Origin of the sequence: Microbacterium sp. SZ1 (genome assembly GCF_002362255.1) — a bacterium.
Classification (GTDB): domain Bacteria; phylum Actinomycetota; class Actinomycetes; order Actinomycetales; family Microbacteriaceae; genus Microbacterium.
Genome location: NZ_LPVV01000001.1, coordinates 76,795 through 103,005, shown reverse-complemented (window position 1 = coordinate 103,005; position 26,211 = coordinate 76,795). Strand labels below are relative to the sequence as shown.

General features: G+C 69.4%; 26 protein-coding genes and 4 tRNA genes. 10 read left to right on the top strand and 20 right to left on the bottom strand.

Annotated features, from left to right (window positions below; translation table 11 throughout):
- The first annotated feature begins 4 nt into the window (after positions 1–4).
- Positions 5–586 (top strand): TetR/AcrR family transcriptional regulator, encoded by a 582-nt coding sequence (locus AUC47_RS00475; RefSeq protein WP_096713275.1) that lies wholly within the window; start codon positions 5–7, stop codon positions 584–586.
- Between the two features lie 24 nt (positions 587–610).
- Here the strand turns inward: AUC47_RS00475 and AUC47_RS00470 are convergent, their stop codons facing one another.
- The 4 genes from AUC47_RS00470 to serS form a co-directional block, all read right to left on the bottom strand.
- Positions 611–1,861, bottom strand: a complete 1,251-nt coding sequence (locus tag AUC47_RS00470) for an LCP family protein (protein WP_096713274.1) — start codon at positions 1,859–1,861, stop codon at positions 611–613.
- 50 nt (positions 1,862–1,911) lie between these two features.
- Positions 1,912–1,996 (bottom strand) — tRNA-Ser (locus tag AUC47_RS00465).
- A 42-nt stretch (positions 1,997–2,038) separates the two neighbouring features.
- Positions 2,039–2,857, bottom strand: a complete 819-nt coding sequence (locus tag AUC47_RS00460; RefSeq protein ID WP_096713273.1) for an HAD family hydrolase — start codon at positions 2,855–2,857, stop codon at positions 2,039–2,041.
- A complete protein-coding gene (serS, locus tag AUC47_RS00455; RefSeq protein WP_096713272.1) occupies positions 2,854–4,137 on the bottom strand; it encodes a serine--tRNA ligase in 1,284 nt (427 codons plus the stop codon). The genes AUC47_RS00460 and serS overlap by 4 nt, the downstream gene beginning before the upstream one ends.
- Before the next feature lie 74 nt (positions 4,138–4,211).
- Here serS and AUC47_RS00450 point away from each other — a divergent pair, with 74 nt between their 5' ends.
- On the top strand, positions 4,212–5,210 hold the full coding sequence (locus tag AUC47_RS00450; protein ID WP_096713271.1) for a diacylglycerol/lipid kinase family protein: 999 nt from the start codon (positions 4,212–4,214) through the stop codon (positions 5,208–5,210).
- Between the two features lie 23 nt (positions 5,211–5,233).
- Here AUC47_RS00450 and AUC47_RS00445 read toward each other — a convergent pair whose 3' ends face one another.
- The 3 genes from AUC47_RS00445 to AUC47_RS16620 form a co-directional block, all read right to left on the bottom strand.
- On the bottom strand, positions 5,234–5,959 hold the full coding sequence (locus AUC47_RS00445) for a hypothetical protein (RefSeq protein ID WP_096713270.1): 726 nt from the start codon (positions 5,957–5,959) through the stop codon (positions 5,234–5,236).
- Positions 5,960–6,022: 63 nt separating this feature from the next.
- The gene (gene cls, locus AUC47_RS00440) at positions 6,023–7,483 is read right to left on the bottom strand and encodes a cardiolipin synthase (RefSeq protein WP_096713269.1); all 1,461 of its coding nucleotides are present in this window, start codon (positions 7,481–7,483) and stop codon (positions 6,023–6,025) included.
- An 88-nt stretch (positions 7,484–7,571) separates the two neighbouring features.
- Positions 7,572–7,745 (bottom strand): hypothetical protein, encoded by a 174-nt coding sequence (locus AUC47_RS16620; RefSeq protein WP_179297466.1) that lies wholly within the window; start codon positions 7,743–7,745, stop codon positions 7,572–7,574.
- Between the two features lie 112 nt (positions 7,746–7,857).
- Between AUC47_RS16620 and AUC47_RS00435 the strand changes: the two genes are divergently transcribed.
- Entirely contained in the window at positions 7,858–8,970 is a 1,113-nt protein-coding gene (locus tag AUC47_RS00435) for a DUF4192 family protein (RefSeq protein ID WP_096713268.1), read from the top strand.
- Between the two features lie 9 nt (positions 8,971–8,979).
- Here AUC47_RS00435 and lysS read toward each other — a convergent pair whose 3' ends face one another.
- Positions 8,980–10,506, bottom strand: coding sequence for a lysine--tRNA ligase (lysS, locus tag AUC47_RS00430; protein ID WP_096713267.1), 1,527 nt, complete (start codon positions 10,504–10,506; stop codon positions 8,980–8,982).
- A 103-nt stretch (positions 10,507–10,609) separates the two neighbouring features.
- Here lysS and AUC47_RS00425 point away from each other — a divergent pair, with 103 nt between their 5' ends.
- On the top strand, positions 10,610–12,448 hold the full coding sequence (locus AUC47_RS00425) for a DUF2207 domain-containing protein (protein WP_096713266.1): 1,839 nt from the start codon (positions 10,610–10,612) through the stop codon (positions 12,446–12,448).
- Between the two features lie 16 nt (positions 12,449–12,464).
- On the opposite strand, the gene AUC47_RS00420 is transcribed toward AUC47_RS00425, so the two are convergent.
- The 10 genes from AUC47_RS00420 to hpt form a co-directional block, all read right to left on the bottom strand.
- On the bottom strand, positions 12,465–13,169 hold the full coding sequence (locus AUC47_RS00420; RefSeq protein ID WP_096713265.1) for a DUF2520 domain-containing protein: 705 nt from the start codon (positions 13,167–13,169) through the stop codon (positions 12,465–12,467).
- Positions 13,162–15,054, bottom strand: a complete 1,893-nt coding sequence (locus AUC47_RS00415; protein ID WP_256999379.1) for a PH domain-containing protein — start codon at positions 15,052–15,054, stop codon at positions 13,162–13,164. Before AUC47_RS00415 ends, AUC47_RS00420 begins: the two co-directional genes overlap by 8 nt.
- A gap of 92 nt (positions 15,055–15,146) precedes the next feature.
- A complete protein-coding gene (locus AUC47_RS00410; RefSeq protein WP_096713263.1) occupies positions 15,147–15,743 on the bottom strand; it encodes a PH domain-containing protein in 597 nt (198 codons plus the stop codon).
- Complete coding sequence (locus AUC47_RS00405; protein WP_096713262.1) at positions 15,679–16,176, bottom strand: DUF3180 family protein; 498 nt, start codon at positions 16,174–16,176, stop codon at positions 15,679–15,681. Before AUC47_RS00405 ends, AUC47_RS00410 begins: the two co-directional genes overlap by 65 nt.
- On the bottom strand, positions 16,173–16,712 hold the full coding sequence (folK, locus tag AUC47_RS00400) for a 2-amino-4-hydroxy-6-hydroxymethyldihydropteridine diphosphokinase (RefSeq protein WP_096713261.1): 540 nt from the start codon (positions 16,710–16,712) through the stop codon (positions 16,173–16,175). The genes AUC47_RS00405 and folK overlap by 4 nt, the downstream gene beginning before the upstream one ends.
- Entirely contained in the window at positions 16,709–17,101 is a 393-nt protein-coding gene (gene folB, locus AUC47_RS00395) for a dihydroneopterin aldolase (RefSeq protein WP_096713260.1), read from the bottom strand. Before folB ends, folK begins: the two co-directional genes overlap by 4 nt.
- 3 nt (positions 17,102–17,104) lie before the next feature.
- Positions 17,105–17,908: a dihydropteroate synthase gene (folP, locus tag AUC47_RS00390; RefSeq protein WP_096713259.1), complete on the bottom strand. Its 804-nt coding sequence runs from the start codon at positions 17,906–17,908 to the stop codon at positions 17,105–17,107.
- Entirely contained in the window at positions 17,905–18,507 is a 603-nt protein-coding gene (gene folE / locus AUC47_RS00385; protein ID WP_096713258.1) for a GTP cyclohydrolase I, read from the bottom strand. The genes folP and folE overlap by 4 nt, the downstream gene beginning before the upstream one ends.
- Positions 18,508–18,509: 2 nt before the next feature.
- Positions 18,510–20,510, bottom strand: coding sequence for an ATP-dependent zinc metalloprotease FtsH (ftsH, locus tag AUC47_RS00380; protein ID WP_096713257.1), 2,001 nt, complete (start codon positions 20,508–20,510; stop codon positions 18,510–18,512).
- A gap of 116 nt (positions 20,511–20,626) precedes the next feature.
- Positions 20,627–21,178, bottom strand: coding sequence for a hypoxanthine phosphoribosyltransferase (hpt, locus tag AUC47_RS00375; protein ID WP_096713256.1), 552 nt, complete (start codon positions 21,176–21,178; stop codon positions 20,627–20,629).
- Between the two features lie 129 nt (positions 21,179–21,307).
- On the opposite strand from hpt, the gene AUC47_RS00370 reads away from it, so the two are divergent.
- Positions 21,308–21,847 carry a DUF937 domain-containing protein gene (locus tag AUC47_RS00370; RefSeq protein WP_096713255.1) on the top strand — a complete coding sequence of 180 codons (540 nt, stop codon included), beginning with the start codon at positions 21,308–21,310 and terminating at the stop codon, positions 21,845–21,847.
- 7 nt (positions 21,848–21,854) lie between these two features.
- Here the strand turns inward: AUC47_RS00370 and tilS are convergent, their stop codons facing one another.
- A complete protein-coding gene (gene tilS / locus AUC47_RS00365) occupies positions 21,855–22,841 on the bottom strand; it encodes a tRNA lysidine(34) synthetase TilS (protein ID WP_096713429.1) in 987 nt (328 codons plus the stop codon).
- Positions 22,842–22,907: 66 nt separating this feature from the next.
- Between tilS and AUC47_RS00360 the strand changes: the two genes are divergently transcribed.
- A complete protein-coding gene (locus AUC47_RS00360) occupies positions 22,908–23,543 on the top strand; it encodes a TMEM175 family protein (protein WP_256999378.1) in 636 nt (211 codons plus the stop codon).
- A gap of 43 nt (positions 23,544–23,586) precedes the next feature.
- Complete coding sequence (gene ppa / locus AUC47_RS00355; RefSeq protein WP_096713254.1) at positions 23,587–24,078, top strand: inorganic diphosphatase; 492 nt, start codon at positions 23,587–23,589, stop codon at positions 24,076–24,078.
- Between the two features lie 79 nt (positions 24,079–24,157).
- Here ppa and AUC47_RS00350 read toward each other — a convergent pair whose 3' ends face one another.
- The gene (locus tag AUC47_RS00350; protein WP_179297465.1) at positions 24,158–25,534 is read right to left on the bottom strand and encodes a M23 family metallopeptidase; all 1,377 of its coding nucleotides are present in this window, start codon (positions 25,532–25,534) and stop codon (positions 24,158–24,160) included.
- Between the two features lie 210 nt (positions 25,535–25,744).
- Here AUC47_RS00350 and AUC47_RS00345 point away from each other — a divergent pair.
- From AUC47_RS00345 to AUC47_RS00335, 3 genes are all read left to right on the top strand, one after another.
- A tRNA-Glu gene (locus tag AUC47_RS00345) sits at positions 25,745–25,817 on the top strand.
- 29 nt (positions 25,818–25,846) lie between these two features.
- Positions 25,847–25,920, top strand: a tRNA-Asp gene (locus tag AUC47_RS00340).
- Positions 25,921–25,988: 68 nt separating this feature from the next.
- Positions 25,989–26,061: transfer RNA gene (locus AUC47_RS00335), tRNA-Phe, on the top strand.
- Positions 26,062–26,211 lie beyond the last annotated feature (150 nt).

Here is a 26,211-nt window from a genome sequence, read left to right as displayed (position 1 = left end):
GGGCATGGCACGACGAGGTTCATACGCGAAGGGCGTCGCCCGGCGGCAGGAGATCCTGGAGAGCACGCTGGACGTCGTCGGACGCACCGGCTACCGCAACGCATCACTCAAACACATCGCTGAAGCCGTCGGAGTCACGCCCGCCGCGCTGCTGCACTATTTCGGCTCGAAGGAGGAGCTCTTCACCGAGGTGCTCCGCACGCGCGACGAACAGGACGAGCGCTCCCCGCGCATGCACGACCCCGTCGACGCGAAGGCGGCTTTCCTCGACGTCATCCGCCACAACACCGAGGTCCCCGGAGTCGTCGAGCTGTTCTCACGCCTGGCGGTGGACGCCGCCGATCCCGACCACCCGGCGCACGCGTACTTCCTCGAGCGCAGCGAACGGCTGCGGGGCAGCATCGCCGAGGCATTCCACGGCGATGCTGCCAAGCGGGCAGCTCTCGACGCCGACACCACAGCACGCGTCGTCCAGGCCGTCGCCGACGGCCTGCAGCTGCAGTGGATGGTCGACCCGTCCGTCGACATGGCAGGCATCCTCGAAGCCCTCATGGACGTGCTCTACCCGCCGACCGCGAGGTCCTGACCCTCGACTCTGCGCCGACGCAGGTCAGCGGACGTTGCCGTTGGAGCAGGTCTGCTGCGCCGCCGAGTTGCCCTTGATCGAGTTCGGAAGCGCGACGACGTTCGTCGGCTCCTCGGTCGCCGGCGCGGTCGCGGCGGGGTCCGGTACCGCCGGCTCCTGCGGCACCGGGTCGGTCACGACGACGCCGTCGTTCGCGGTGTTCTCATGCGTCACTTGCAGCTGAGCGTTCTCGTTGATCGCATCCCACATCGCCTGGGCGGCCGACTTGTTCGCGACGACCTTGTTCGGGTTGTCGGCGTCGGTCCCGGTCGGGTACTGCAGGAACACGATGTCCTCGAAGGGCACCGACTTCACGGCCAGCGCGATCTGCGCGATCATCGTCGGGTTGGCGAGCGAGGTGCTGGTCTCCATGTTGCTGAGGCCGGTGTTCGCGAGCTTGAGCATCATCGGGAAGTTCCCGAGGGTGTCGCTGCTGATGAGCTTGCGGACGAGGCTCGACATGTACTGCTGCTGGTTGCCGATGCGTCCGAGGTCACTGCCGTCGCCCACGCCATGACGAGTTCGCAGGAACTGCAGGGCCTGGAGCCCCTGAACCGTGTGCGTGCCCGCGGCCATGTCGAGGCCGGTGTACTTGTCCTTGATCGGATTGGCGAGGCACACGTCCACACCACCGATCGCGTTGGTGATCTCGATCACACCGCCGAAGGTGACCGACGCCGCGAACTGGATCTCCTGTCCGGTGAGCTGAGTGATCGTCTTCGCGACGCAGTTCAGGCCGCCGTCGGTGTATGCGGTGTTGAGCGGCTGCTTGCTCATCGCGGAGTGCATGTTGCCCTCGTCGTCCTCGCACGCAGGGATGCCGAGCATGAGGTCGCGCGGGAAGCTCACCACCGTGATGCGGCGCGGCTCCTCCGAGACATGCACGAGCAGGTTCACGTCGTTGAGCGTGCCCTCGGAGTCCGGACCGTCGCACCGCGCGCCGAAGTACTGCGCGTAGGCCTCCTCGCAGGTGTCGACGCCGGTGAGGAGGAGGTTGAATCCGCCCTTGTACTCGCCGATGTCCGGGGGAAGCTCCTCCGTGCCCTCCAGTTCGACGGCGTTCGCGCTCACGGTGCTCGTCAGGTCGTACGCGACGTATGCCGCGACACCGAGGCCGCTCACGAGGACGACTGCGAGGCCGATGGCGATGAACTTGAGGAGCTGGCTGACCGCACCCGGGGTGCGCTGCTGTCCGTGCCGTGCGAGCGTACGGCGGCGGCGGGTGTGGGGACTCACTCGGGGCCTTTCGGTTCAGCGTCTCGGTGCGGCGACACCGTGCTTCGAAGCGGAGGGTGTGGGATTCGAACCCACGAGACATCTCTGCCCACTGGTTTTCAAGACCAGCTCCATCGGCCGCTCGGACAACCCTCCCGACAGACGAATCCGCCGACAAGCCGTGAGTCTAGCCGAGTTCTATTCTCCCGCGCTGACCTGGGCGGCCGCTGGAAGCGTGTTCAGTGCATCGGCGAGTCCGCCGTCCTCGACGTCGGCGGTCGTCTCCCCCGCCGCGGCCTTCACCTCGTCGGGCGCCTGCCCCATCGCGACGGCGCGTCCACCGATCTCCTGCGCCCATGTGAACATGCCGATGTCGTTGCGGCCGTCTCCCGCGACGAGCACCCGGTCTCCGTCGAACCCGAGCCGTGTGCGCACGCGCTCGAGCGCGGTGCCCTTGTCGACGCCCTGCGGTGCGATGTCGAGCCACGCCGTCCAGCCGATCGCGTACGACACCTCGTTGAGACCCGCGTCGGCGACGAGACGGTGGAAGTCCTCTTCGTCGTGCCCCGGAGAGACGACCACGACGCGCGACACCGGCTCGGCGACGAGCTCCTCGAACCCGACCTGACGACCGCCGTCGAGCGTCCAGTCGTCGAGGTGCTCGGTGTAGAGACGCTGGCCGGAGGCGAGCTCGACCATGTACCGCGCTTCGGGCAGACGGGAGCGAAGCAGCGCGAGCACGGGTGACGCGTCGAACGTCTCGATGTGCCAGCGCTCCCACTCGGCTCCGACGCGGCGCATGGTGACAGCGCCGTTAGAGCACACCACGTACTCAGGCGTGAGACCCAGCAGGTCGACGTACCGCTCGGTGGCGTTCCAGCTGCGGCCGGTCGCGATGGTGACCTCGTGCCCGGCGTCGCGCAGACGCGCGACGGCCTCGGGCACCCCTGGACTCATCGACTCGTCCTGCAGCAGGATCGTGCCGTCGACGTCGAGACCGACGAGCCAGGAGGTCATGCGGTCGGCTCCAGCAGCTCGAGTCCGCCGAGGTACGGGCGCAGCACCTCGGGCACGCGGACGGATCCGTCTGCCTGCTGGTGCGTCTCGAGCAGCGCGACGATCCAGCGCGTGGTCGCGAGCGTCCCGTTGAGGGTCGCGACGGGCTGGGTCTTCGCCTGCTGCCCGTCCTCCGCCGCCGGACGGTGCCGCACGTCGAGGCGACGAGCCTGGTACGTCGTGCAGTTCGAGGTCGACGTGAGCTCGCGGAAGGCGCCCTGCGTGGGAACCCACGCCTCGATGTCGTACTTGCGCGCGGCACTCGATCCGAGATCGCCCGCCGCCACGTCGATCACGCGGTAGGCGAGGCCGAGCGAGGTGAGCATCTCCTCCTGCAGCGCGACGAGGCGCAGGTGCTCCGCCTCGGCATCCTCAGGGGTCGTGTAGACGAACATCTCGAGCTTGTTGAACTGGTGCACGCGGATGATGCCGCGGGTGTCCTTGCCGTGCGACCCCGCCTCACGCCGGTAGCAGGTCGACCAGCCGGCGTAGCGGAGCGGTCCGCGGCCGAGGTCGACGATCTCGTCCTTGTGATACCCGGCGAGTGCGACCTCGCTGGTGCCGACGAGGTACAGGTCGTCGTCCTTGTCGAGGTGGTAGACCTCGTCGGCGTGCTCGCCGAGGAAGCCGGTGCCCTGCATGATCTCGGGGCGGACGAGCGTGGGCGTGATCAGCGGGACGAAGTCGTTCTGCAGCGCCTTGTCGAGGGCGAGGTTCATGAGGGCGATCTCGAGCCGGGCGCCGATCCCCCGCAGGAAGTAGAACCGGGCGCCGGAGACCTTCGCGCCGCGTTCCATGTCGATCGCTCCGAGGATCTCGCCGAGCTCGAGGTGGTCTCGCGGCTCGAAGTCGAATGACGGCACCTCGCCCACGCGGCGCAGCTCGACGAAGTCCGCCTCGCCGCCGGCCGGAACGCCGTCGATCACGACGTTCTCGATGCGAGCGAGGGCGTCGGCCGCCTTCTCCGACGCCTCGTTCGAGGCCTGCTGCGCCTGCTTGACACGGTCGGCGAGATCCTTGACCTGCGCGACGAGCGCAGCCTTCTCTTCCTTGGGCGCCTTCGCGACCTGCTTGCCGAACGCGTTCTGCTCGGCCCGCAGCTCCTCGAAGGCGGCGAGCGCCGCACGGCGCGATCGGTCGGCCTCGAGTGCGGCGTCGACGGTGCCCTGGTCGTTGCCACGGGCGGCCTGAGAACGGCGGACGATCTCCGGGTTTTCGCGGAGGAGTGCGAGGTCGATCATCCACCAAGTCTATGGCGAGTCCGGAGCGCGTCAGCGCGGCGGGAGGCCGCTCCGCGCGGCGTTAGAGTAGCGCCATGACGAAGAGCTCTCCGGCCCGGCGACAGGCCGCTCTCGTCTACAACCCCATCAAGGTCGCCGAGAGAGATCTGCGCGCGCGCGTGCGCGACCTCTCCAAGGAGGCGGGGTGGGAGCACCCGGCGTTCTATCCGACGACGATCCAGGATGCCGGACAGCGCGCGACCGCCCAGGCGCTCGATCGCGGGGTCGACGTCGTCCTCGTCGCCGGCGGCGACGGGACCGTGCGTGCCGTCGCGGAGACCATCGCGGGCACCGGCGTGCCGCTGGCGATCCTGCCCAGCGGCACCGGCAACCTCCTCGCTCGCAACCTCGGACTCCCGCTCGCCGGGCCTGACGACATGATCAGGGCGGCGCTCGGCGAGTTCCGGCATCCGATCGACATCGGGTGGGCCCGCCTCACGCGCGAGAACGGCGGCGAGGAGGAGCATGCGTACGTCGTGCTCGCCGGCATGGGCCTCGACGCGGACATGATCGCGAACACCCGCCCGGACCTCAAGCGCTCGGTCGGCTGGATCGCCTACGTCGACGGCGCAGCCCGCTCTCTCGTGACCGCCGAGCCCTTCCGGGCGGTGTTCCAGATCGACGACGGGCGCCTGCACACGACCAAGGTCCACAGCATCCTCTTCGCGAACTGCGGCACGCTCCCCGCCGGGATCGCGTTGATCCCCGACGCGTCGATCACGGATGCCACGCTCGATCTCGCGGTGATCCAGCCGACCGGTGTGCTGGGCTGGTTGGGCGTGTGGCGGAAGATCTGGTGGGACAACTCGGTGCTGCGGCGGTTCCGCGCCGGACGGCGCGTGCTCGACCGGCGGGGCAGGGATGCGTCGGTGCACTACTTCCGCGGCACCGTCGCCGAAGCCGCAGCGAACCGGCCGACGCCCATCGAGCTCGACGGCGACGAGTTCGGCTCAGCCGTGCGCATCACCTGCCGAGTCGACCCGGGAGCCCTGCTGCTCGCCCTCCCGGCGGAGCATCCGATCTCGTCGCTCTGACGCTGGCCTGGCCGTGCCGTCCGTCAGCCGCGGACCTGCACGGTGCCGTCGAGCGAGTCGCCCACGAGCGTGAGCGTGAAGTCGTCGTCGTCGATCGCGTCGTCGTCGAAGGCGAGGATCGTCCCGCGGGGTGCCATGTCCTTCGTGCACATCCGCTCGGGGTCGGTCGCGAACGTCACCGTTCCTGTGTTGCCCGCGCCCTCGATGCTGTCGACCACGGGCGGGCAGCCCGACGAGCCCCACGTGAGCAGCACGAGCGAGGAGTCGTCGAACCAGCCTGCCGAAGGCGTGTACTCGGTGGGCGACCCCGGCGTCGCGGTGAAGGACGCGTCGCCGGCGAGGTCGACGTCATCCTGAAGCTCGCCGTAGGTCACGTTCAATGTGACGTCCTGCGTGGGGTCGACGCCCTCGGGGAGGGTGCCGAGGCTGGCGCGCTGCGTCATGTCAGCGGTGCAGACCTCATCGGCATCCGAATCGACGAGCGTCACCGTGACGGTCTGACCGTCGGCGCTCACCTCATCGACCAGGGGGACGCAGGTGGAGGAGCCCCAGGTCACGACCGCGAAGGACCGGCCCTCGTCGAGGATCGTTCCCTCCATCTCGTCGACCTCGTCGGAGGTGTTGGGACCGGACGACGGGTCGGACGTGGTCTGCCCGGCCTCGGCACCCGGCCCGATCGTGCACCCGGCGAGCAGCAGCGCGGCGGCGAGAGCGGACAGCGTGGCGGTGACGAGCCTGCGGGAAGTCATGCTCTCAGGCTAACCACGGCGAAAGTGCCCGGAAAGGACCGTTGACGAAGTGCGGCCGAGCCGTTACTGCAGCGCCGAGGTGAGGCGTGCGAGGTTGTCGAGCACCGTTGAGCGCAGCGGCTGCTGCATCCACTCGTCGAGCGTGAGCTCGCGGCTGAGCGACCGGTACTCGTCCTCGACCTCGCGCATCTCGGCGACGAACTCCTCGCCGCGCACGAGCATCGACACCTCGAGGTTGAGGCCGAACGACCGCATGTCCATGTTGCTGGATCCGATGACGGCGACCTGGTCGTCGATCGTGAGGCTCTTGGTGTGCAGGATGAACGGCTTGCGGTACATCCAGATGCGCACGCCTGCCCGCAGCAGCGCCTCGTAGTAGCTGCGCTGGGCGTGGTAGACCATCGCCTGGTCGCCCTCCTCGGAGACGAACAGCTCGACCTCGACCCCGCGGTCGACCGCGGCGGTGACCGCCAGGAGCAGCGCTTCGTCGGGCACGAAGTACGGGCTGACGATCATGATCTTCTGCTTGGCCGCATAGAGCAGGCCCAGGAAGAGACGCAGGTTGTTCTCGACCTCGAATCCAGGGCCCGACGGCACCACCTGGCAGTCGAGGTCGCCCGAGCCCGGTTCCGCGTGCGAGATGTCGATCTCCTGCAGCACCTCGTCGGTCTCGCTGTACCAGTCGCTGAGGAAGATCGCGTTGACGCTCAGCACGACAGGACCGTCGATGCGCACCATGAGATCGACCCAGTGCAGACCGCGCTTGATGTTCTTGGGCAGGTTGTAGGTCGAGTCCGTGACGTTCTGCGAGCCGAGGAACGCGACCTTGCCGTCGACCACGAGGAGCTTGCGGTGATTGCGCAGATCGGGACGCTGCATCCTCCCTCTGAACGGCTGCACCGGCAGCATGAGGTGCCAGTCGGCGCCCATGCCGTTGAGGCGCTTGATCGTGGCCCTGTAGCGCGGCTTCCACCTGTTCGCCCAGTGGTCGAGCAGAACGCGGACGTGCACGCCCCTCTCCGCGACCTCTTCCAGCGCGCGGAAGAAGTTGTCGGTCGATGCGTCGGACTGCAGGATGTAGAACTCGACGTGCACGTAGTCCTGCGCGGTGCGGATCGCGTCGGCCATGGCGTCGAGCGACTCCTGATACCCGCCGATCAGATGCGCGCCGTTGTCGCCCGAGATCGGCAGTGCACCGAGTCGGTGGTTCATCTCGACCAGGGGCGGGAACCAGCTCGGCGCATCGGGACGCAGGGTGCCGAAGTGCAGGTGCTCACTGGTCTCGGCGATGTACTCGTTGATCTGATCCTGCTTACGGCGACGTGCACGCGGCAGCCGCGGGTTCCCGATCAGGATGAAGAGGAAGACGCCCACGAAGGGGATGAAGAACACCGCGAGCAGCCACGCCATGGCGGCGGTCGGGCGGCGATTGCGCGGGATGACGATGATGGCGGTGATGCGGATCGCAAGATCGAGCAGCAGGAGGAAGCCGGTGATCCACCAGCCCCAGCTCTCGGTCGTCATCGCTCCCTCTCGGCCCGCAGCGGGGATCGCGGGGAGCGGATGCTCGACCCGGTGTCTTCGCTACACAGTAGCCGATGGGTAAGACGTCTCAGGGGCGCGGGGGCAGCCCCCGTGCGGCGCGCTCCTCGGCCTCGATGCGCGCGTGCACCTTGCGCTCGGTGCGGTCGAACCGAAGGATCCCGCGGAGCACGAAGAAGAACACGACGCTCACCCCGATGGTCGGGAGGATCGACCAGGCGACCGCGAGCCAGAAGTTCTCCATCCCTCCATGGTACGCGAGCCACCGTTCCTGCACATTCGACGACTCTGGGAGAACCGGTCCGGCGCCTGTGGAATCGCCCCGCAGCCCCCCGGCGGTCGACCACACTCGGCGCATGACCACCGTGCTCCACGCCTCCAGCTCCGCCGACTTCCTCCGCATCGTCCCGTCGCTCGCCGGCTTCACGCCGCGCGAGAGCCTCGTGCTTCTGCCCTTCCATGCGACCCGCACCACGGGAGCGATGAGGCTCGATCTCCCCCGCGGGGAGGCCGACCTCTCCGAGTACGCCGACACCGCCGTCGCCCTCGTCGCCAGGGTGGAGAGGACGGATGCCGTGGCCGTCGTCGTCTACACGGACGACGACGCCCAGGTCACGCGGGATGGCGTCGTGCTGCCGTTCGCGGTCGAGGTCGACGGGGTGCTCGCGTGCGCGTCGGACGCCGGACTCGACATCGTCGACGCGCTGTGCGTGACTCCGTCGGGGTGGGCGAGCTACCTCGTCGACGAGCCGGAACTCGAGGAGCTCGATCACGAGCCTGCCCCGCGAGTGCACGGGATCGGAGACGTGTCGGGCGACCAGTGCGCGGGTGCCGACCTCCCCGCGGCAGACTTCGCGGAGCGCGAGCGCGTCGGACGCGCGCTGCGGGAGATCACCGAACTGCTCGACAGCGACGCCGCGCCCTCGGTCCGCGACGACCCGCAGGCACTCGCGGCGGTCCTCCTGCTCGACGACGTCCCGGTGTTCTTCGAGGCCGTGCTGGCGATGCGCGAGGAGTTGCCGACCTTCGCGACGGCCGCGCTGCTCTGGTGCCTCGACAGGCCGCTGCTTCGCGATGTCGCCATCACGCAGTGGGCGACCGACATCGTCGGTGGCGTACGCACGCTCGACGCGCAACTGGAGTTCGCCGACGACCGCGCGGCCGTGCCCGACGATCTCGGCGAGGTGTTCCTCGGACACGGTCCTCGTCCCCATCCCGACCGACTCGAGCAGGCGCTGACGGTCGTCCGTGCCGCGGCGACCCGCGCGCCGCGCGCCTCCCGACCAGGACCCCTCACCGCAGCGGCCTGGCTCTCGTGGGCGCTCGGCCGATCCAGCCATGCCGGGAAGTACCTCGACATGGTCGGTGAGATCGATCCGGAGTACGGGCTCGCCAGGCTCCTCGCGACGATGATCGGCGCGGCGATACTGCCGGAGTGGGCGTTCCGTCGAGGAGAGACGGCCGCCTGAGTGCCGGTCCTACTTGACGAGCGGGAAGAGGATGGTCTCGCGGATGCCGAGGCCGGTGATCGCCATGAGGAGGCGGTCGATGCCCATGCCCATGCCCCCGGACGGCGGCATGCCGTGCTCGAGGGCACGGAGGAACTCCTCGTCCACGGGCATGGCCTCGACGTCACCGCGCGCCGCGAGCTTCGCCTGCTCGACGAAGCGCTCGCGCTGGATGACGGGGTCGACGAGCTCGGAGTACCCGGTCGCGAGCTCGAAGCCGCGGATGTAGAGGTCCCACTTCTCGACGACGCCCTCGATCGACCGGTGCTCGCGCACGAGCGGCGACGTGTCGACCGGGAAGTCCATCACGAACGTCGGCCGCACGAGGCCGGGCTTCACGAAGTGCTCCCACAGTTCCTCGACGAGCTTGCCGTGCGTGGCCTGCGCAGGCAGGTCGACGCCGTTCTCCTCCGCGAAGGCGATGAGGTCGTCGACCGCGTCCTGCGGGGTCACGGTGCGGCCGGAAGCCGCCGACAGCGACTCGTACATCGAGATGCGATCCCACTCGCCGCCGAGGTCGTACTCGGTGCCGTCGGCCCACGTCACGGTCGTCGAACCGGCGACGGCGATCGCCGCCTGCTGCACCAGCTCCTGCGTCAGCTCCGCCATCTGCCGGTAGTCGCCGTACGCCTGATACGCCTCGAGCATCGCGAACTCCGGGCTGTGCGTGGAGTCCGCGCCCTCGTTGCGGAAGTTGCGGTTGATCTCGAAGACCCGCTCGATACCGCCGACGACGGCGCGCTTGAGGTAGAGCTCCGGCGCGATCCGCAGGTAGAGCTCGGTGTCGAACGCGTTCGAGTGCGTGACGAACGGACGGGCGGAGGCACCCCCGTGCTGCACCTGCAGCATGGGGGTCTCGACCTCGAGGTAGTCGTGCCCGGCGAACGTCGCACGCAGACTCGCGTTGACCGCGGCGCGGGCGCGCACGGTGGTCCTCGCCTGCTCGCGCACGATCAGGTCGAGGTAGCGGCTGCGCACGCGCCCCTCTTCGCTCAGCTCGGCGTACGCGTTCGGCAGCGGGAGAATGGCCTTCGAGGCGATCGCCCATCCGTCGGCCATGATCGACAGCTCGCCGCGGCGGCTGGAGATGACCTCGCCGTGCACGAAGACGTGGTCGCCCAGGTCGACGTACTCCTTCCAGTCGGCGAGCGACTCCTCGCCGACGTTGGCGAGCGAGATCATCGCCTGGATGCGCGATCCGTCGCCGGCCTGCAGCGTCGCGAAGCACAGCTTGCCGGTGTTGCGGCTGAATACCACGCGTCCGGCGACGCCGACCAGCACGCCGGTCTCGGCCCCGGCTTCGAGGTCGCCGTACTCGGCGCGGAGCGCCGGGATCGCGTGGGTCACGGGCACGCCGACCGGGAACGCCCCTCCCCCGGCATCCGCGCGCTTCGCGATGAGTCGTTCGCGCTTGGCGAGGCGCACGGCCTTCTGCTCGTGCACGTCCTCGTCGGCGGCGTCGGTGGTCTGCTCGGGCGCGGCGGACGCGTCAGTCATTCGGGGCTCCTCGGAAAGTCATATCCAGTCTACCGAGGCCCGCGGAGCGTTCCCGAGCCGCTCGATCTCAGCGAGCAGGACCGAGCCTGGGTAGCCTCGAGGCATGGCAGCCACCCGCTACGCCCCCGCTCTCGCCGCGATCGCGTTGGGCGGCGCGGTCGCCCTCGCACCCGTGCCCGCCGCCACGGCGGCCGATGCGCCGCTCTCGTCCGATGCCGCACCCGCGTCGGTCGGAGCCGACGTCGACGACTTCTCCTACGCCTCCTGGGACGCCCGGTACGAGGTCGGTCTGGACGCCGAGGGACGTTCGCACATGCACGTGACCGAGACCTTGACCGCCCGCTTCCCCGACGCCGACCAGAATCGCGGCATCGTGCGGGGGCTGCCGACGAGCTACGAGAACGCCTGGGTCGATCCGCGGGTCCTCTCCGTCACCGACGAGCAGGGCGCGGCCGTCCCGTACGAGACGGACGAGGACGACGGTGTGCTGTACATCCTCACGGGCGACGACGACTACGTGCGAGGGCTCACCACCTACGTCATCGAGTACGAGATGCGGGACGTCATGCTCGCCGCAGAGAACGGCGTCGACGAGTTCTACTGGGATCTCCTGCCACTCGACAGCACACAGCCGATCGAATCGTTCCAGGCCGAGGTCGTCTTCGACCGCACGCTGACCGACCACCTCACCGGGAACGCCCGCTGCTACATCGGCTCCTCGGGCTCCACAGACGAGTGTCCGATCCTCCCTGGTGCCGACGGGTCGTCGTTCCGGGTGGAGCAGAACGCCCTCGCTCCGGGCGAAGGCGTCACCGTCGCGATCGGATTCGAGGCGGGCACCGTGACGCAGCCGACGGCACGGCAGCCGGATCCCGTGACCGACGTCGGGCCCGCGATCGCCGGAGTCGGCGCGCTGGGCATCTCCGTCGCCGGCTGGTTCGTCGTGGGGTCGTTCCGTCGCGCACGACGGCGCGCGACCGGCATCGTCGTCGCGCAGTACGACGTCCCCGACTCCTTGCCTCCCCTGCTGGCCGCGGCGATCATCCCGGGTGCGAAGGATGCCGTCCCCGCCGAGATCGTGCATCTCGCCGTCCGCGGCACACTGCGGATCGAAGAGGGAACGGATGCCGAGCAGCCCCGTCTTCGCCGACTTCCGGGCACGCGCATCCCCGATCAACTCGACGTCGAGGCTCTCGACGCCCTGTTCGCCGAGGCCGACTCAGACGGTGTGGCCGACCTGCCCTCGTCGAGCGAGACGTTCGCCGGACGCATGACCGCCCTCACGCAGCGGGGTGCGGCGGAGGCCGCCGCGCGCGGACTGACGACGAAGGCGCGGAGTCGTGGCGCGATGATCCTGCAGTGGATCGCCATCGCCGTGGTGCTCGTCGGATTCGGAATCGGACTGTTCGGGATCATCGCCGGCCGGGTCACAGCGATCCCGGCATTCGTCGCCGTCGTGTTCGGCGTCGTGCTCGTGCTGATCTCGAGCTTCTACGCCTTCTCGAAGCACACCGTGCTCACACCGGAGGGTGCGCGCGAGTACGAATACCTCCAGGGCGTCAGGGAGTTCATCCGCGTCGCCGACGCCGACCGACTGCAGATGCTGCAGTCCTACTCGGGCGCCGATCGACGTCAGGACGGCGGCGCCGACGTGATCGTCGTCTACGAGCGGCTGCTCCCCTACGCGATGCTCTTCGGCATGGAGGACGAGTGGGGCGCGGTGCTCGAGAAGGCGTACGCGTCGGCGCAGCGCGGGGCCGGATGGATCGGCGATCCGGCATCCCCGTTCTTCCGCTCCCAGCTCGCCGCGTTCGCGGTCACCTCGCATGCGGCGGCGACCTACTCGGCGCCCAGCGCGAGCACCTCCTCCAGCGCCGGCGGCTCCTTCGGCGGCGGGTTCTCGGGCGGCGGCGGAGGGGGCGGGTTCTCGGGCGGTCGCTGACCGGACGCTGCGGCCCTCAGAGCAGCGGCGACGGCCCGGAGGCGTCGCGCAGCGCACGCTCGACGGTCGACTGCACGAGCGCCGAAAGGAACCCACCGGCGTTCTCGACCCCGATCTGGCTGAGGCGGGAGGTGGACTGGGCGATGATCGAACGCGAGAACTCGGTGGCCGTCTGGATCGCGTCCGCATACGCGGCCCGGTCACCCTCGGCGATCACCACCGGTTCGCACCCCATCTCGACGGCGAGCGCCTGAGCGATCGGGAGCACCGCAGCAGGCGCGGTCACCGCCGCATAACCGGCCTGGAGCTGACGCAGGTCGATGGAGGTGCCCGTGAAGGTGATGGCCGGATGCACCGCGAGCGGGATCGCTCCTCGCTCGGCGGCGGGGCGCAGCACCTCGATGCCGTAGCCCGGGTCGGTGTGGAGGACGAGCTGGCCGATCTGCCAGCCGCCCACCTCGGCGATGCCGGCGACGAGCGACGGCAGCTGCTCGTGCGGAACGGCCACCACGACCAGCTCGCTGCGACGCACCACTTCGAGCGCGTCGAGCACCGGCACGTCGGGGAGCACCGCTGACGCACGGTCGTCGTCCGATCCGCTCGTGATCCCGGTGACGGCGTGACCCGCGCCCGCGAGGGCAGCGCCGATCACCGGACCGACGCGGCCCGCACCGATGACGCCGACGCCGAGCCGTCCGTCCCGGTTCGCTGGATCACTCACCGTTCGACGCCGGGGGTGTGGGTGGTGCCGGCGGCGGCGCGACTGGAGGCGGCGCAACCGGCGGCGCAACCGGCGGCGACGCAACCGGAGGCACAGGAGGCGGCGCAACCGGCGGCGACGCGACCGGAGGCACAGGAGGCGGGGCGACCGGCGGAACCGGCGGCTGACCCACAGGAGGCGGCGCGACCGGCGGAACCGGCGGCTGGCCCACTGGAGGCGGCGCGACCGGCGGAACCGGCGGCGCGCCTACCGCACGACTTGGACTGTCGAGATCCGCCAGGGCCGTGGCATCCGCGGCTTCGTAGGCGCCCCAGCGGTGCGTGTGGTCTTTCGCCGCCGCCTGAGCCGCTGCCGTGCTCACCCCGTCGAGCAGGAACAGCGCGTCCGGCATCTCGAGCGCCGAGATATACCCCGTGATGATGCCCTGAACCGAGTGGATCTGCGCACCGGAGACACGCTGCGCGCGATCGATCGGCCCCTGCGACAGCGAGACCCCCTGCAGACGGGCGAGCGGGAAGATCGCGAGCTTGCGCCAGATGACACCGCGACGCAGCAGCAGACCGAAGTCGGTGAGGACATAGCCCTGCCGCTTCCAGGAGATGGGGCGACGCCACCAGGCGCGACGGGGCATGGTCCGGTACGGATCGCCCTCCGTCGGGCCGAGGATGCCGTGCTCCCAGACCAACGGGATGTCGGCGACCGGCGCGTCCGGCATCACCAGGGAGAGCACCCGCTCGACGTCGGCGCGCTTGCCCACCGGGAGGACGACGTTGAACTGCTGAGCGCTGCCCGACTGCTGCTGCGCTGCGCTCTTGCCGCTCATGCGGTTGATCCGGACCGTCCACCACCCGAACGGACGCCACAGCAGCGACTGCGACACCTCGACAGCGAAGATCCGACCGGGGGGAAGCGTCTCGGTGACGGTCGTCAGCAGACCGTAGGTGATCCGGACGCCGTCGGGAGTCGGGGCGATCGAGTAGCGCAGCGACTTCGAGATCTGCGCCCAGGTGATACCGACCACGGCGATCACGAGCGGGATTCCGATGCCGAGACCCAGCCCGAGACCGATGAAGCTGCCGAGGGGCTCGCCGTCAAGCAGCGACCCGATCAGGATGCCGCCGAAGGCCACGAGGAAGATCACCCCGAAGAACACCAGCCAGAGCACGCTCGAGATGAGCTGCGAGCCGACGAGCCGCCCGGTCGGGATCTTGACGACGCTCTCGGGTTCGACATCGGACAGATCCACGCCGCTGATGAGACCGTTGACGCCCTCGTTCATCGAGCCGACGAGCTGGGCACGCGCGGATCCGGGCGCCGAGCCCGCGGCGTCCGCAGGCGGGTTCGGTGCGCCGGAGACCGCCGACCGGCGAGCGGCGCGGGCACCGGACGCGAGACGGAGGATGTCGGCGCGCACCGACTCCGCACGCCCCGTGGCGAGGTATTCGAGTTCGACGTTGGAGTCGGTGCCGGCTCCGACCACCTCGAGCTTCGCGAGCCCGATGATGCGCGCGGGGAACGGGCGGGTGAGGTTCACGCCCTGCACGCGGTCGAGTGGCGCGCGGCGATGCGAGCGGAACACGATGCCTTTGCGCACCTCGACATGGTCACCCGTGATGCGGAACTGGTGGAAGCGCCAGACGAACCAGAAGATCGCGACCAGCACGACGGCGAGTCCGAGCACACCGAGCAGCACGACGAGGATCAGGTTGTTGGCGAGCACCCACTCGACGGGGTCGCCGCCGCCGTACTGGTCGTAGTGGGCTTCCTCCGGCGTGAACAGGTCGACGAACCAGGCGATGAGACGGTCGCGCAGGTTGGCGATCGCGATTCCGGCGACGACGATCAGCGCCAGCCCGCCCTTGAAGAGCGGGGTGAGCGGATGCATCCGGTGCCACTCGCCATCGGCGAGAGTCGTCGACTCTCCCCGAGGGGGCGTGGACGCAGTGGGCGCGACGGGCGGCGGGAGCTGCGGCTCGCTCACAGGCCGGTCCGGCGGGTCTCGGCGACCTCGATGAGCGTGTCGCGCAGTGCCTCCGCGGCGGCCTGGGTGAGCCCGGGGATCTGCACTCCGGTGGTCGCCGCCGCCGTCACCATCTTCAGCTGAGCTACACCGAACGCCCGGTCGAGCGGGCCCTGAGTGATGTCGACGAGCTGCATGCGTCCGTAGGGCACCGCGATCATGCGCTGCCACAGGATGCCCTTGCGGAAGACGATGTCGTCGTCGCGCAGCATGTAGCCGATCGCCTTCGCCTGTCGAGGGAGGATGACGAGGGTGATCAGCGTGATCAGCACGATGACGCCGGCGGGGATCCACGCCCACGTCTGGTCCAGGACGAGCGCGAGCACCGCCGCCGCGATCGCGACGATCGCGATGAAGATCACGTTCTGCACGATCTGCGACACGACGTACCGCGGCGAGATCTGGTGCCAGACGCCGTCGAGCTCGAGACGCGCCTCGCTGCGCACCGTGCGCAGCGCCGTGTAGGTGCCGGCGTCGAGGGCCGCGAGGTCAGTGACCTCCGCCGAGTTCAGCGGGGCCGGGGTCCCCGGCTCGGTCTCTGGGTTCTGAGTCATCAGGATCCTTCGGCAGTGTGCAGAACTGTTCGGCGACGAGCGCGGCGACGGCGAGCACGACCGCACTCCCGATCAGCGCCAGCATCGCCACAGTCGACCCTACCGGGGGATCAACCGGCCGCGACAGGAGGAACGCGAGCAGCCCGGCACCGAAGCCGGCCATGATCGCGCCCAGCAGACTCGACGCGCGGGCGAGGGTCACGGCCCTCGTCGCGCGGAAGGGATCGATGCGGATTCCCTTGCGCACGCTCGCCCGCACCGGCCAGGCGAGCGACAGCGCGGCAGCGGCGATCAGCAGGAGCAGCAGCGGGAGCAGGAGTGACGGCGTGAAGGTCACGCGTCCCATCACGGTGAGCACATGGTCGAGCAGGAACCCCGCGCCGGTCGCGAGCAGCGCGAGGACGACGAGGACGCCGATCGACGTGCGCTTCATCCCTCATCCCGCTGACGAAGCGCGGCGGCGAGATCGGCCACGCGACCGTGGCCGGGAAGCAGTGCGTCGGCGTCGAGGTCGAGCCACGGGTCGAGCACGAAGAGCCGCTCGGCGGCGCGCGGATGCGGCAGTCGCAGCGCCTCGGCATCCGATGTCTCGTCGCCGAAGGCGATCAGGTCGAGGTCGAGGGTGCGGTCGCCCCAGCGCTCGTGGCGCTCGCGCCCGTGCTCCTCCTCGATCGCGTGCAGCATGCCGAGCAGCACCGATGGCGCCAGGCGCGTCGTGACCAGCGCAACCGCGTTCACATACGCCGGGGCGTCGGGGTCCGGGCCGTCGAGCCGCACGGCGACGGTCTCGTGCAGCGGCGAGAGCTGCACCTCCGACACCAGAGGAAGGCGGGCGATGCGCGCAGCGGCGGCGCGGATCGTCTCCTCGCGATCGCCGAGATTGGCGCCGAACGCGACGACGGCGACCGTCTCGGGACGCGGCTCGCGGGGGCCGGGCAGATCCGGCGGGATGGTCAGGTTGCGGCTCACGAGGTGACCTCCTCGAGGGGATGCCGACGTGCGCGGTGCACGGTCACGGACACGTCGGCGAACGTCAGCGGAATGGGAGCATGCGGCTTGTGCACGGTCACCGTCACAGTGTGCACGCGCTGGTCGTCGAGCGCGACCTCGGCGATGCGCTCGGCAAGGGTCTCGACGAGGTTCACCGGCTCCCCGCCGACCACGGCGGCGATCCTCTCCGCCAGCTCGCCGTAGTGCACGGTGTCGGCGACGTCATCGGATGCCGCGGCGGCGCCCAACGGCATCCGGAGTCGCACGTCGATGGTGAACTCCTGTCCGTCGCGGCGCTCGTGGTCGTAGACGCCGTGGCGGCCGAACACCCTGAGTCCGGTGAGGGCGATCTCGTCGAGCTCGGTCATGCCTCAGCCCTCCCAGGCGCGGGCGACGGCGAGGGCGTCGCGTGTGGCTTCGACGTGGTGTACGCGCACGGCCCATGCTCCGGCGCGCATGGCGAGGGCGCTCGTGACGGCCGTCGCGAGGTCGCGCCGACTCTCGCTGACCGAGCCGTCCTCGTCGGCCTGGAGGGTGTCGGCGAGGAACCGCTTGCGCGACGTGCCGACGAGCACGCGGGGACCCAGCGCGACGATCTCGTCGAGTCCGCGCAGCACCTCCCAGTTCTGCGCCCCGGCCTTCGCGAACCCGATGCCGGGGTCGAGGATGATGCGAGACGGCGCGATGCCCGCCGCGGCCGCCTCCCCCATGCGCTCCTGGAGCTCGCCGGCGACCTCGCGGGCGACGCGGTGGTATTCGGCCCGCGCGTACATGTCGTCGGAGAAGCCGCGCCAGTGGCCGATCGCGTAGTCGGCTCCGGATGCCGCGACGACGCCGCGCATGTCGGGATCGGCCAGGCCGCCCGACACGTCGTTGACGATCCGTGCTCCTGCCCGCACCGCGGCGTCGGCCGTAGCGGCGTTGATCGTGTCGATGCTCACGGGCACTCCGGCCTCGACGAGCCGTTCGATCACGGGGATCACTCGCTGCTGCTCGATCTCGGCGCCCACGCGCTCGGCACCGGGTCTGGTCGACTCGCCGCCGACGTCGAGCACCGTGGCTCCCTCGGCGCGCAGCCGCATACCGTGCTCGACGGCCCGGTCCACCTCGAGGTAGCGTCCGCCGTCGCTGAACGAGTCCGGCGTCACGTTGACGATGCCCCAGATGCCGGTCATGCCCGCGCCGCTCCGGTCGATGCGCCGATCAGGGCGATGAGCTCCGCACGGACGACGGCGTCGGTGTACTCGCCGCGCGCGGCGATCGTGAGGGTCGACGCCTCGGGCTGTCGTCCGCCGCGCATCGTGACGCAGCCGTGGCTGGCGTCGAGCACGACGAGCACGCCGCGGGCGTCGAGGTTCTCGGCGATGACGTCGGCGATCTGCTCGCCGAGGCGCTCCTGCACCTGCGGGCGCGTGGCGAGGATCTCGACGACCCGCACGAGGGCTCCGAGTCCGACGACCTGCTCGCCCGGGAGATAGGCGATGTGCGCGTGCCCGGCGAACGGCAGCAGGTGGTGCTCGCACACCGACCGGAAGCGGATGTCGCGCAGCAGCACCGCGCCGGAGGGAAGCGTGTCGGGAGCCGGTCCACGCGAGACGCTGATGGTGCGCGCAAGGGGCGCAGCGGCATCCTCGCCGACGCCGGCGAAGAACTCCGAGTACAGGTCGGCCATGCGCGCGGGCGTCTGCCGGAGCCCCGGGCGGTCGGGGTCTTCCCCGATCGCCTCGAGGAGCTCACGGGTGAGCCGCTCGATACGCGTCCTGTCGACGCTCACGGTCAGGCCGTCGCGGGGCGCGGGTTGGTCGCGGTCGACGGGCCCTGCTGCGTGCGGGGCGCGACGGACGGCTCCTCGACGGATGCGGCGACCGGCACGACCTTCTTCGGCACCTCGATGGGAGGCACGTCCGACACCGGGCGATCCTCGCTCGACAGCCAGAGCGGACGCTCGGGCAGCTTCCGCACCTCGGTGAAGATCTCCGCGATCTGATTGTGGTCGAGGGTCTCCTCCTCGAGCAGCGCGAGCGCGAGGCGGTCGAGAATGTCGCGGTTGTCGCTGATCACCTGGTAGGCCTCGTCGTGGGCCTGCTCGATGAGCGCGCGCACCTCGGTGTCGACGCGCTCCGCGACCTTCTCGGAGTACTCGCGGCCGCGGCCCATGTCGCGGGCCACGAACATGTCGCCGCCCTCGGAGCCGAGCTTGACCGGGCCGACCTCGGTCGTCATGCCGTACTCGATGACCATCTTGCGGGCGATCGACGTCGCCTTCTCGATGTCGTTCGAGGCGCCGGTCGTCGGGTCGTGGAAGACGATCTCCTCGGCGACGCGGCCGCCCATCGCGTAGGTGAGCTGGTCCTGCAGCTCGTTGCGCGTCACGGAGTACTTGTCGTCGAGCGGCAGCACCATCGTGTAGCCGAGCGCCTTGCCGCGGGGCAGGATCGTGATCTTCGTGACGGGGTCGGTGTAGTTCATCGCCGCCGCGGCGAGCGCGTGACCGCCCTCGTGGTACGCCGTGATGAGGCGCTCCCGGTCCTTCATGACGCGGGTGCGACGCTGCGGACCGGCGATGACGCGGTCGATCGCCTCGTCGAGCGCACGGTTGTCGATCAGCTGGGCGTTCGAGCGGGCCGTGAGCAGCGCGGCCTCGTTGAGCACGTTCGCGAGGTCGGCGCCGGTGAAGCCGGGGGTCTTGCGGGCGACGACCTCGAGGTCGACGCTCTTCGACAGCGGCTTGCCCTTGCTGTGCACCTCGAGGATCTTCTGACGACCCTTGAGGTCGGGGGCGTCGACGCCGATCTGACGGTCGAAGCGGCCTGGGCGCAGCAGCGCCGGGTCGAGGATGTCGGGGCGGTTCGTCGCCGCGATCACGATGACGTTCGCGTTCGGGTCGAAGCCGTCCATCTCGACGAGCATCTGGTTGAGCGTCTGCTCGCGCTCGTCGTTGCCGCCGCCCATGCCTGCGCCGCGGTGACGGCCGACGGCGTCGATCTCGTCGATGAAGATGATGGCCGGCGCGTTCTCCTTGGCCTGGTTGAACAGGTCGCGGACGCGCGAGGCGCCGACGCCGACGAACATCTCGACGAAGTCCGATCCGGAGATCGAGTAGAACGGTGCACCGGCCTCGCCGGCGACGGCGCGGGCGAGCAGGGTCTTTCCGGTTCCCGGAGGGCCGTACAGCAGCACGCCCTTCGGGATGCGGGCGCCGATGGCCTGGAACTTCGCGGGGTCCTGCAGGAACTCCTTGATCTCGTGCAGCTCCTCGATCGCCTCATCGGCACCGGCGACGTCGGCGAAGGTGACCGTCGGGGTCTCCTTGTTGACGAGCTTCGCCTTCGACTTGCCGAACTGCATGACCTTGCCGCCACCGCCCTGCATCGACGACAGCAGCCACCAGAACAGGAGGCCGAGCAGTACGAGCGGGAGGAGCAGAGACAGGATGCCGTCGAACCACGTCGCACGTGGCACGCTGTCGTTGAAGCCGTCCTTCGGGTCGGCGGCGTTGATCGCGGTGACGACCTCGTCGGCGCGCGCCTCGACATAGTAGAACTGGACCTTCTCGGAGCCCTCGAACGCCTTCGACAGCGTCATGTCGACGCGCTGGTCGCCGTCGGTCGTCACGACCTCCGCCACGGTGTCGCCGGCGAGCAGCTCCAGACCCTCCTGGGTGGTGATCTGCCTGGGGGCGCCGAGGTTCGAGATCAGCAGGAATCCGCCGAACAGCAGCAGACCGATCAGAGCGACGTAGATCAGCGGGTTCCGCGTGAGCTTCTTGACATCCATGGTCGGATCAGCGTATCGCGCGAGCCCTAGGTGACCGCTGTGCGTTCACCCACGGCGTACGGGTTCCGCCACCTCGGTCGTTGAGCGAGCGCAGCGAGACGAAACGCGGTGACCTCTCAGGAGTAGACGTGCGGCGCGAGCACCGCCACGTCCCGCAGGTTGCGGTAGCGCTCGTCGTAGTCGAGCCCGTACCCGACGACGAAGTCGGTGGGGATGTCGAAGCCGACGTACTTGCAGTCGATGTGGACCTTCGCGGCCTCCGGCTTCCGCAGCAGTGCGAGCACCTCGATCGACGCGGCGCCGCGCGATCCGAAGTTCTCCAGCAGCCAGCTGAGAGTGAGGCCGGAGTCGATGATGTCCTCGACGATGAGCACGTGCTTGCCGTTGAGGTCGGTGTCGAGGTCCTTGCGGATCTGCACCACGCCGCTCGACTTCGTGCTCGCGCCGTAGCTCGACACGGCCATCCAGTCCATGGGCGCGTGGAAGGGCAGAGCCCTCGCGAAGTCCGCCATCACCATCACGGCGCCCTTGAGGACTCCGACGAGGATGAGATCCTTACCCGCGTAGTCCTCGGCCACCTGGGCGGCCAGCTCGTCCAGTTTCGCGACGATCTCCTCCTCGGTGACGAGGATCTGTGCAAGGTCGTCCTGGATCTCCGCGGCGCGCATGGATCGATTTTAGGCGACGAAGGCGGATGCTCAGGCCGACGGCCCTGTCCACCCCCTCCCCGCTCGTCCTCGGCGCGCACTACCCTGGGCCGTGACACGGGCGACCGCCCCTGACGGAAGGAATCCCTGATGGCTCTCGACGACATCCTCAAGCAGGTCCCGATCGACGACGTCGCAGCGAAGCTGGGCGTCTCGCACGACGAGGCCAAGGCCGCGGTCGAGCAGGGGGGTGCGGTGCTGCTCAGCGGGCTCGCCAGGAACGCCTCGACGTCGGAGGGATCGTCCGCCATCGAGAACGCGTTGAAGCGTCACGAGGGCTCGACCGGCGTCAAGCGGGTCGACGACATCGATCAGAACGACGGCGGCAAGATCGTCTCGCACATCCTCGGCGCCGACGAGAAGAAGGTCACGAAGAAGCTCAACGAGTCGGAGGAGACGGCCGGCATCGACTTCGGCAAGCTGCTGCCGATCCTCGCGCCGATCGTCATGGGACTCATCGCGAACGCGACGAAGAGCAAGGACACCACCGCCGGCGGTCAGACGCAGTCGGGCGGCGGAGGTCTCGGCGATGTGATCGGCGGACTGCTCGGCGGCTCGAGTTCCGGCGGCTCGGGCGGCATCGGCGACCTGCTCGGCGGTGTCCTCGGCGGACTCTTCGGCAAGAAGTAGGAGAACCTCAGCGCGCCGTGAACACGATCCGCCCGCCGATGCGTCGCGCGGAGCATCCGGGCAGATCGATCGGGCCCTGACCCGCCCAGTCGGTCGCGAGGCGCGCGACCTCGACGGTCTGCAGGCGGGTGAGGCTGGCACCGAACTCGCTGTCGGCGACGAGGCGGATGATGCGGTTGCGCAGCGCGGCAGGGTTCGCGGCGAGCGCGGCGGCGCTCACCGAGATGCCCGCCTCGGCGTGCTCGACGATGTCCTCGATCGTCTCGTGGATCATCGCGTCGAACGCCTCGGCGTCCTCACGCAGCTGCTCCGCGGTGCGAGCGAGCGCCTCCGCGACGCCGGGCCCGAGCTCCGCCTCGAGCACCGGCAGCACCCGATCGCGTACCCGCACCCGGGCGAACCGCGGATCGGCGTTGTGCGGGTCGTCCCACACCTCGAGAGCGGATGCCGCGCAGAACGCGAGCGTCGTCTCGCGGCGCACGCCCAGCAGCGGCCGGATCCAACGGAGTCCTTCGTCGTCCATACGCACCGGCGCCATGCCCTGCAGGCTCGCTGCACCCGACCCCCTGGCCAGTCCGAGCAGCACGGTCTCGGCCTGATCGTCGAGCGTGTGCCCGAGCAGCACGGCCGCGGCACCGGCATCCGCCGCCGCATCTGCGAGGACTCGGTAGCGGGCATCACGTGCCGCGGCCTCCGGCCCGCCCTCCCCACCGACCTCGACGCGCACGACGAGGGCGCCGAGACCGAGCGCTCCTGCGGCCTCGGCCGCGCGCCGGGCGACGGCATCCGAACCCTCCTGCAGCCCGTGATCGACCGTGAGCGTTCCTGCTCGCAGACCGAGCTTCGGCGCTTCGAACGCGGTCGCCGCTGCCAGGGCGAGGGAGTCGGCGCCGCCGGAGAGGGCGACGACGACGGTCGAGCCCTCGGGCAGGTCGGCGAGCGCGGTGCGCACGGCGAGGCGGATCTCGGCGATGACGGGTGGGAGCGACGGCACGGTTCCACGGTAGATCACGGCGCCCGCCTCTCGCGTGGCCGCGGCCGCGCGTTCTAGTCTGGCGCCGTGGCTGATGACTCGTCGAGGTTCCGACCGGAGCGCTTCACCGCGTTCGTCGACGCGGTCGTGGCGATCGCGATGACGCTGCTGATCCTGCCGCTCATGGAGGCGGTGTCGGACGCGGCGTCCGGCACGCTCACGACCGCGGAGTTCTTCTCCGAGCACTCCGGGCAGCTCCTCAGCTTCGCGCTGAGCTTCGTGCTGATCGCGACCTTCTGGATCGGCCACCACAACCAGTACCGGGCCGTGGAGTGGATGACCGGTCCCCTGCTGTGGATCAACATCGCGTGGATGGTGACGATCGTCTGGTTGCCGGTGCCGACCGCGATGATCGGCCAGATGGCCACCGACGCACTGCAGACCCTGGTGTACATCGGGACGCTGATCCTCACGCAGGTCACGACCCTCGGCGCGTGGCTCTATCTGCAGAGGAACCCGAGTCTCACTACCGCGTCGCCGTCGACCCTGCGGGCCGGTGTGATCGGGGACCTGTCGGCGATCATCCTCTTCGCCATCGCTCTCGCGATCGCCCTGCTCCTCCCCGACCACAGCTACGCCGGGTTGTTCCTCCTGCTCGCGACCGGGCTCGTCACACGCCTGATCGATCGCGGTGTCCGGCGGCGGGATGCCGCTCGCGGGTAGGCTGGTCCGCGGCATCCACCCGTCTTTTCTGAGGAGCACACGCATGGGCGCACACGACGCCGTCATCGAGATCCCGCGCGGCAGCCGCGTGAAGTACGAAGTCGACCACGAGACGGGACGAGTGCACCTCGACCGCGTGCTCTACACGACCTTCGGCTACCCGGCCGACTACGGCTACTTCGACAACACGCTCGGCGAGGACGGCGACCCGCTCGACGTGCTCGTGCTGCTCGATCACGCCATCTACCCGGGCGTCGTCGTCGAGGTGCGTCCCGTGGCCGTGCTCAAGATGAGCGACGAGGCCGGCGGCGACGACAAGCTCGTGGCCGTGCTGTCGAAGGACCCGCGCTGGGCGCACATCCAGGACATCGACGACATCGCCGAGTACACGAAGAAGGAGATCGCGCACTTCTTCGAGCACTACAAGGACCTCGAGCCCAACAAGTGGGTCAAGGTCGACGAGTGGGGCAATGCCGCCGAGGCGCAGCGCATCCTCGACGAGGCGATCGCTCGTTTCGGCGAGCAGGGCCACTGACCCCGCGCCGTCTCTCACGACGAGAAGACCCCCGGTCCGCGCAGCGGCCGGGGGTCTTGTTCGTTGAGGGCGTCGAGCCTCAGACCGAGACGCCTCTGTCTGCCATGAAGGGGATGGGGTTCGTGTACCCGCCGTTGATGTACACCTCGAAGTGGAGGTGGCATCCGACGGACGCGCCGGTGTTGCCGGCGTACGCGATGACCTGACCCGAGTTCACCCACTGACCGCTTCGCACGGCGAAGCCGCCGTCGCGGATGTGCGCGTAGCCCGTCGCGACCCCGCCGCCGTGCTGGATGCGGATGTAGTTGCCGTAGTTGCCCCTGGGGCCGGCGTAGTCGACGGTGCCTGACTGGGCGGCGTAGATGGCAGCACCGCAACCGTTGGCGAGGTCCACGCCGTAGTGGTATCCGGAGCACGCTGCGCAGGGCTTCGGTCGCGGCCCGAATCCCGCGCTGCGGTGCCCTCCCTGCGGGCGAACCCAGCCGCCGGACCCCGGGGATCCGCCGGTGCCTCCGCCACCACCGCCGCCGTTCGCCGCCGCTGCGGCCGCAGCTGCGGCGGCCTCGGCCGCCTCGCGCCGCTTGCGCTCCTCTTCGGCGACGCGGACGCCCTCCTGGTAGCCGGCGACCGTCGTCGCGGTCTGGTCCTTGAGTGCGGCGAGCTGTGCCTGCATCGTGGCGAGGTTCGTGGTCTGCTCGTCGAGAGCCGCTTGAGCGGCCGCTGCCGCCTCCTGGGCGGCGATCATCTTCTGCTCGGCGATCTGCTGCAGCCGATCGCGCTCATCGCGCGCCACCTTGGCCTGGTCGCTCAGCGACTGGGCCGAGTTCCGGGCGGCGACGGCGTTGTCGTACATCGTCTGGTTGTACTGGTAGACCTTGTCCATCGACCCGAGTCGGGACAGCAGGTCGTCGGCGTCGTCCGCCGATTCGGAGAAGAACAGCTGGAGGGCCGTGTCGTCCCCGCCGTTGCGGTACAGCTGCGCGGCGAGCTGAGCCGCCTTGCGCGTGGCCTCGTCGGCGGCGAGCGCCTGCGCGTCGGCCTGCGCCTGCAGCGCGTCGGCGGCCGCGATCGCGTCGAAGTACGCCTGCTGGGCCGCGTCGAACTCGGCACCGGCCAGCTCGGCGGCGGCCTGCGTGTCGGCCACCTTCTGCGTGAGCGACTGGATCAGGCCCTCGATACGTGTGACCTCAGCCGCCTTCGCGTTCTGATTGCTCATGGCGCGCTGCACGTCGTCCCAGCTGGGATACGTCGCGGCGTAGGCGGCGGAGGTCGTCGCGCCGATGCCGAACGCGCTGAGCGCGACGACGCCGAGAGCGCCGAGACCCAACCCGAGCGCTCCGCGCCGACTGACGGAATCCTTCGACCAGAAGGCACGGCTCTCGGCCGACGTGGGCGCGCAGCCGCAGTCGTCGGACGCCAAAAGGCCCGCATCCTGGGGGAGATGCTTGTCGTTCACGCGGCCCCTTCCGCCGGTTTCACAGATGCCACACTAACAACAACCGTCACACCAGCAACAGATGCAGATCGGAGCGCGGGCGCAGCTCAGCGCCTCCCATCGTCCTACCGAACACGCCCGGGACGTGGGCGGCGCGCCCTCGATTCGCAATTTGCCTGAACGATCCCTTATGCTTGAGCGTCGGCAAGGAAGTCCCCCGGGACAGACTTCGGCCCCATCGTTTAGCGGCCTAGGACGCCGCCCTTTCACGGCGGTAGCACGGGTTCGAATCCCGTTGGGGTCACTCCATCCGATACAATTGAAAACAAGTATGGCCCTGTAGCGCAGTTGGTTAGCGTGCCGCCCTGTCACGGCGGAGGTCGCGGGTTCAAGTCCCGTCAGGGTCGCTCTGTGCGATTGGTCCTTTTCTCGGAGAGGGCCTTTCGTCTAGATGCGACAGGTTCGCCGGTCGCACGGCTCTGTAGCTCAGTTGGTAGAGCGCACGACTGAAAATCGTGAGGTCACGGGATCGACGCCCGTCGGAGCCACAAGGCTGATCATTACAATCAGTCCAGAAACCCTCGCCTAGCTTCTACATGGCGGGGGTTTTGCTTTGCCCTGGCGTGGTTGACGCCCTGCGCGGAAGACGATCTAACAGTCAGACACCCCGCGAAAACCCCGCACTTTCAAGACAGGCC

Coding starts and splice junctions, on each gene's coding strand:
- AUC47_RS00370 (WP_096713255.1), top strand. CDS start 21,308: ATGGCTCTCGACGACATCCTCAAGCAGGTCCCGATCGACGACGTCGCA.
- AUC47_RS00450 (WP_096713271.1), top strand. CDS start 4,212: ATGACGAAGAGCTCTCCGGCCCGGCGACAGGCCGCTCTCGTCTACAAC.
- folB (WP_096713260.1), bottom strand. CDS start 17,101: ATGACCGAGCTCGACGAGATCGCCCTCACCGGACTCAGGGTGTTCGGC.
- ftsH (WP_096713257.1), bottom strand. CDS start 20,510: ATGGATGTCAAGAAGCTCACGCGGAACCCGCTGATCTACGTCGCTCTG.
- cls (WP_096713269.1), bottom strand. CDS start 7,483: ATGACGACCGAGAGCTGGGGCTGGTGGATCACCGGCTTCCTCCTGCTG.
- serS (WP_096713272.1), bottom strand. CDS start 4,137: ATGATCGACCTCGCACTCCTCCGCGAAAACCCGGAGATCGTCCGCCGT.
- hpt (WP_096713256.1), bottom strand. CDS start 21,178: ATGCGCGCCGCGGAGATCCAGGACGACCTTGCACAGATCCTCGTCACC.
- AUC47_RS00410 (WP_096713263.1), bottom strand. CDS start 15,743: ATGACTCAGAACCCAGAGACCGAGCCGGGGACCCCGGCCCCGCTGAAC.
- AUC47_RS00460 (WP_096713273.1), bottom strand. CDS start 2,857: ATGACCTCCTGGCTCGTCGGTCTCGACGTCGACGGCACGATCCTGCTG.
- AUC47_RS00445 (WP_096713270.1), bottom strand. CDS start 5,959: ATGACTTCCCGCAGGCTCGTCACCGCCACGCTGTCCGCTCTCGCCGCC.
- folP (WP_096713259.1), bottom strand. CDS start 17,908: ATGACCGGCATCTGGGGCATCGTCAACGTGACGCCGGACTCGTTCAGC.
- AUC47_RS16620 (WP_179297466.1), bottom strand. CDS start 7,745: ATGGAGAACTTCTGGCTCGCGGTCGCCTGGTCGATCCTCCCGACCATC.
- lysS (WP_096713267.1), bottom strand. CDS start 10,506: ATGACTGACGCGTCCGCCGCGCCCGAGCAGACCACCGACGCCGCCGAC.
- AUC47_RS00475 (WP_096713275.1), top strand. CDS start 5: ATGGCACGACGAGGTTCATACGCGAAGGGCGTCGCCCGGCGGCAGGAG.
- AUC47_RS00435 (WP_096713268.1), top strand. CDS start 7,858: ATGACCACCGTGCTCCACGCCTCCAGCTCCGCCGACTTCCTCCGCATC.
- AUC47_RS00415 (WP_256999379.1), bottom strand. CDS start 15,054: ATGCATCCGCTCACCCCGCTCTTCAAGGGCGGGCTGGCGCTGATCGTC.
- AUC47_RS00425 (WP_096713266.1), top strand. CDS start 10,610: ATGGCAGCCACCCGCTACGCCCCCGCTCTCGCCGCGATCGCGTTGGGC.
- AUC47_RS00405 (WP_096713262.1), bottom strand. CDS start 16,176: ATGAAGCGCACGTCGATCGGCGTCCTCGTCGTCCTCGCGCTGCTCGCG.
- ppa (WP_096713254.1), top strand. CDS start 23,587: ATGGGCGCACACGACGCCGTCATCGAGATCCCGCGCGGCAGCCGCGTG.